This is a genomic window from Streptomyces sp. NPDC059851 (assembly GCF_042732005.1).
Taxonomy (GTDB): domain Bacteria; phylum Actinomycetota; class Actinomycetes; order Streptomycetales; family Streptomycetaceae; genus Streptomyces.
Window position 1 is genome coordinate 1 of sequence record NZ_JBHWJJ010000263.1, and the last position, 4,153, is coordinate 4,153.

At 73.3% G+C, this 4,153-nt stretch carries 3 protein-coding genes; 2 read left to right on the top strand and 1 reads right to left on the bottom strand.

The window, feature by feature from the left end:
• Window positions 1-318: 318 nt before the first annotated feature.
• Window positions 319-1,122 carry an IclR family transcriptional regulator gene (locus tag ACFV7Q_RS38425; RefSeq protein ID WP_385435598.1) on the bottom strand — a complete coding sequence of 268 codons (804 nt, stop codon included), beginning with the start codon at window positions 1,120-1,122 and terminating at the stop codon, window positions 319-321.
• Window positions 1,123-1,450: 328 nt separating this feature from the next.
• Here ACFV7Q_RS38425 and allB point away from each other — a divergent pair, with 328 nt between their 5' ends.
• Both allB and alc read left to right on the top strand, forming a co-directional pair.
• On the top strand, window positions 1,451-2,791 hold the full coding sequence (allB, locus tag ACFV7Q_RS38430; RefSeq protein ID WP_385435599.1) for an allantoinase AllB: 1,341 nt from the start codon (window positions 1,451-1,453) through the stop codon (window positions 2,789-2,791).
• Window positions 2,792-2,793: 2 nt separating this feature from the next.
• Window positions 2,794-3,915, top strand: a complete 1,122-nt coding sequence (gene alc, locus ACFV7Q_RS38435; protein WP_385435600.1) for an allantoicase — start codon at window positions 2,794-2,796, stop codon at window positions 3,913-3,915.
• Window positions 3,916-4,153 lie beyond the last annotated feature (238 nt).

A 4,153-nucleotide genomic window follows, 5' to 3' on the forward strand; every position in this document is an offset into this window, starting at 1 on the left:
ACCCCCGGCTCAACGACCCGGGCCCGGCGTGTGGAGCCGGGGCGGGATCCACGGGCACGCCCGGCGGGCGGGCACGGGGTCGAACGCCTGGCCGGCCTGCGCGCGTGCCGCTGCCGGGACCGAAAGGCCGCCGGTTCCGTTCGGGTGGCCGCCCAGGGTCGCGGCCCGTGCCCCCGGGCATGTCCCTGCCCCGGGAGCATGTGCCCCGGGGCGATGCCCCCAGGTACGACGGTGCCCCGCACGAGGGGTTCGGCGGGGCGGGGCGCGTCGAGTCGAGGGGCAGTGGCCGCGGGCGGCAGCCCGGTCGGGGGCCGGGCCTCAGGCGGGGGTCTGGCTCTGCAGGGCCACGGACAGCTCGGCCGCCACGTCCTGGAGGACCGGCACGATGGACGCGGTCAGGCCCTCGGTGACCCGGCCGGCCGGGCCCGAGATGGAGATCGCGGCGGCGGTCGGCGAGTTCGGCACCGACACGGCCAGGCAGCGGACTCCTATCTCCTGCTCGTTGTCGTCGACCGCGTAGCCCAGCTTGCGGACCTGTTCCAGGGCCTCCAGGAAGCCCTCGGGGGTGGTGATGGTCTTCTCGGTCGCGGCCGGCATCCCGGTGCGCGCGAGCAGGGCCCGTACCTCGTCGGCCGGGGTGTGGGCGAGCAGGGCCTTGCCGACGCCGGTGGAGTGCGGCAGCACCCGGCGGCCCACCTCCGTGAACATGCGCATGGAGTGCTTGGACGGCACCTGGGCGACGTAGACGATCTCGTCCCCGTCGAGCAGGGCCATGTTGGCCGTCTCGCCGGTCTCCTCCACCAGTCGTGCCAGGTAGGGCCGGGCCCAGGTGCCCAACAGCCGGGACGCGGACTCGCCGAGGCGGATCAGGCGGGGGCCGAGGGCGTACCGCCGGTTGGGCTGCTGCCGGACGTAGCCGCACGCGACGAGCGTCCGCATGAGACGGTGGATGGTCGGGAGCGGCAGGCCGCTGGCGGTGGACAGCTCGCTGAGGCCGACCTCGCCACCCGCATCGGCCATGCGTTCGAGCAGATCGAAGGCGCGCTCCAGGGACTGGACGCCACCGCCGCCGGCGGTGGTCTTGGCGGAAGCGTCGGGGGTGCTGGCGCTGGACGTCGGCACGGCGCGGTCCTTTCGGTGCAGGCGGGCAAGGAAGCAGCCTACCGGTCGGCCGGCATCGGCCCCAGGGGCGGGGCGGTGCCGTCCTCGCCGGTCAGAGCGGGTTTGTCCGAGTGGCGGAGGTGCTCGGAAGCTACCGGGTCGACCCGCCGTGGCGATAGCTACATTCTGGATGGTGAAATCTTAATTCCATCTTGTGGAAACATCCAACTGCGGCTCCGGGGTGTCGGTCCACCGTCCGGACACTCTTGACTGGCTCCGGCTCGACATGAAGACTCCATCAACAGAACGTTGAATTTCGCTCTGTGGAAGTAGATGGGGAGGTTCTGGCGTGTCCGACGACGTCGAACTGGTACTGCGCTCGACTCGCGTCATCACCCCCGAGGGCACGCGCGCCGCTTCGGTCGCCGTCGCCGCCGGGAAGATCGCCGCCGTCCTGCCGTACGACGCCGAGGCCCCTGCCGGCGCCCGCGTCGAGGACTTCGGCGACGACGTCCTCCTGCCCGGCCTGGTCGACACCCACGTCCACGTGAACGACCCGGGCCGCACCGAGTGGGAGGGCTTCTGGACGGCCACCCGCGCCGCCGCGGCCGGCGGCATCACCACGATCCTCGACATGCCGCTGAACTCGCTGCCCCCGACCACCACGGTGGAACACCTGCGCACCAAGCAGGCCGTGGCCCGCGAGAAGGCGCACGTGGACGTCGGTTTCTGGGGCGGCGCCCTCCCCGACAACGTCAAGGACCTGCGCCCGCTGCACGACGCCGGGGTCTTCGGCTTCAAGTGCTTCCTCTCCCCGTCCGGCGTCGACGAGTTCCCGCAGCTCGACCAGGACCAGCTGGCCGCCTCCCTCGCGGAGATCAGCGGCTTCGGCGGCCTGATGATCGTGCACGCCGAGGACCCCCACCACCTGGACTCCGCGCCGGTCGTACCCGGCCCGAAGTACGCCGACTTCCTCGCCTCCCGCCCGCGCGACGCCGAGAACACCGCGATCGAGAACCTGATCGCCCAGGCCCGCCGGCTGAACGCCCGCGTCCACGTCCTGCACCTGTCCTCCAGCGACGCGCTCCCGCTGATCGCCGCCGCCAAGGCCGAGGGCGTGGCGATCACCGTCGAGTCCTGCCCGCACTACCTGACCCTGACGGCCGAGGAAGTGCCCGACGGCGCCAGCGAGTTCAAGTGCTGTCCGCCCATCCGCGAGGCCGCCAACCAGGACCTGCTGTGGGACGCCCTCGCCGACGGCACCATCGACTGCATCGTCTCCGACCACTCGCCCTCCACCGCGGACCTCAAGACCGCCGACTTCTCCACCGCCTGGGGCGGCATCTCCTCCCTCCAGCTGGGCCTGCCGGCCATCTGGACCGAGGCGCGCGAGCGCGGCCGCACCCTGGAGGACGTCGTCCGCTGGATGTCCGCCGCCCCCGCCCGCCTGGCGGGCCTGGACCGCAAGGGCGCCATCGAGGCCGGTCGCGACGCCGACTTCGCGGTCCTGGCCCCTGAAGAAACGTTCACTGTGGACCCGGCCGAGCTCCACCACCGCAACCAGGTCACGGCGTACGCGGGCAGGACCCTGTGCGGCGTCGTGAAGTCCACCTGGCTGCGCGGGCGGAAGATCGCCGACCACGGCACCCCGTCCGAGCCCACCGGCCTCCTCCTCGAAAGGCAGAACTGACCGTGGCAGCGATCCCTTCCTTCACCGGCAACGCGAACCCGTACGGGGGCGGCGACCCGTACGCCGACTACCGCACGGCCGAGTTCCCGTTCACCCAGTACGCGAACCTCGCCGCCCGGGAACTGGGCGCCGGTGTCATCGCCGCCAACGACGAGTTCTTCGCCCAGCGCGAGAACCTGCTGGTCTCCGAGGCCGCGCACTTCGACCCCGAGGACTTCGGGCACAAGGGCAAGGTCATGGACGGCTGGGAGACCCGCCGCCGCCGCGGCGTCTCCGCCGAGCAGCCCTGGCCCACCGCCGAGGACCACGACTGGGCCCTCGTACGCCTGGGCGCGCCCGGCGTGGTCCGCGGGATCGTCGTCGACACCGCCCACTTCCGCGGCAACATGCCGCAGGCCGTCTCCGTCGAGGGCACCAACTGGGAGGGCGCGCTCGCCCCCACCCCCGAGGAGCTCCTCGGCGACGACGTCAAGTGGACCACCCTCGTCCCGCGCACCCCGGTCGGCGGCCACGCCGCCAACGGCTTCGAGGTGAGCGCCGAGCAGCGCTTCACGCACCTGCGCGTCAACCAGCACCCGGACGGCGGCATCGCCCGCCTCCGCGTCTACGGCGAGGTCCTCCCCGACCCCAAGTGGCTCCGGGCCCTCGGCTCCTTCGACGTCGTCGCCCTGGAGAACGGCGGCGCCGTCCAGGACGCGTCCAACCGCTTCTACTCCCCGCCGACCAACACCATCAACCCGGGCCGCTCCCGCAAGATGGACGACGGCTGGGAGACCGCCCGCCGGCGCGACGACGGCAACGACTGGATCCGCTACCAGCTGGTCGCCGAGTCGGAGATCCGCGCCGTCGAGATCGACACCGCCTACCTCAAGGGCAACTCGGCCGGCTGGGCCTCCCTGTCGGTCGGCACGGGGGAGGAGGGCGAGTGGACCGAATTCCTCCCCCGGACCCGCCTCCAGCCCGACACCAACCACCGCTTCGTGCTGGACACCCCGGCGGTCGGCACGCACGTACGCATCGACATCTACCCCGACGGCGGCTTCTCCCGGCTGCGCCTGTACGGCTCCCTGACGGAAACCGGCGCCGCGGCGCTCGCCGCCCGCCACCAGGAACTGGGCGGCTGACGCCGCGGGCCGGGCGGCCGACACCGCCGGCCCGTACCGAAGACTCCCCGGGGGCCGACTCCCCGGGGACCACTGGGGTCCCCGACCGGCCCCGGACAGCCCGCGGGGGGGGCCCGCGGCATCCGCCCCCGGGCGGCCCCCCCGCGGCCCCGGCCCCCCCCCCGGCCCGCCCGGTGGACCAGCACCCCCCCGGGGCCGCCGCCCCCCCCCCCCCCGCTTGAGCACCCCGTAGCGCCGG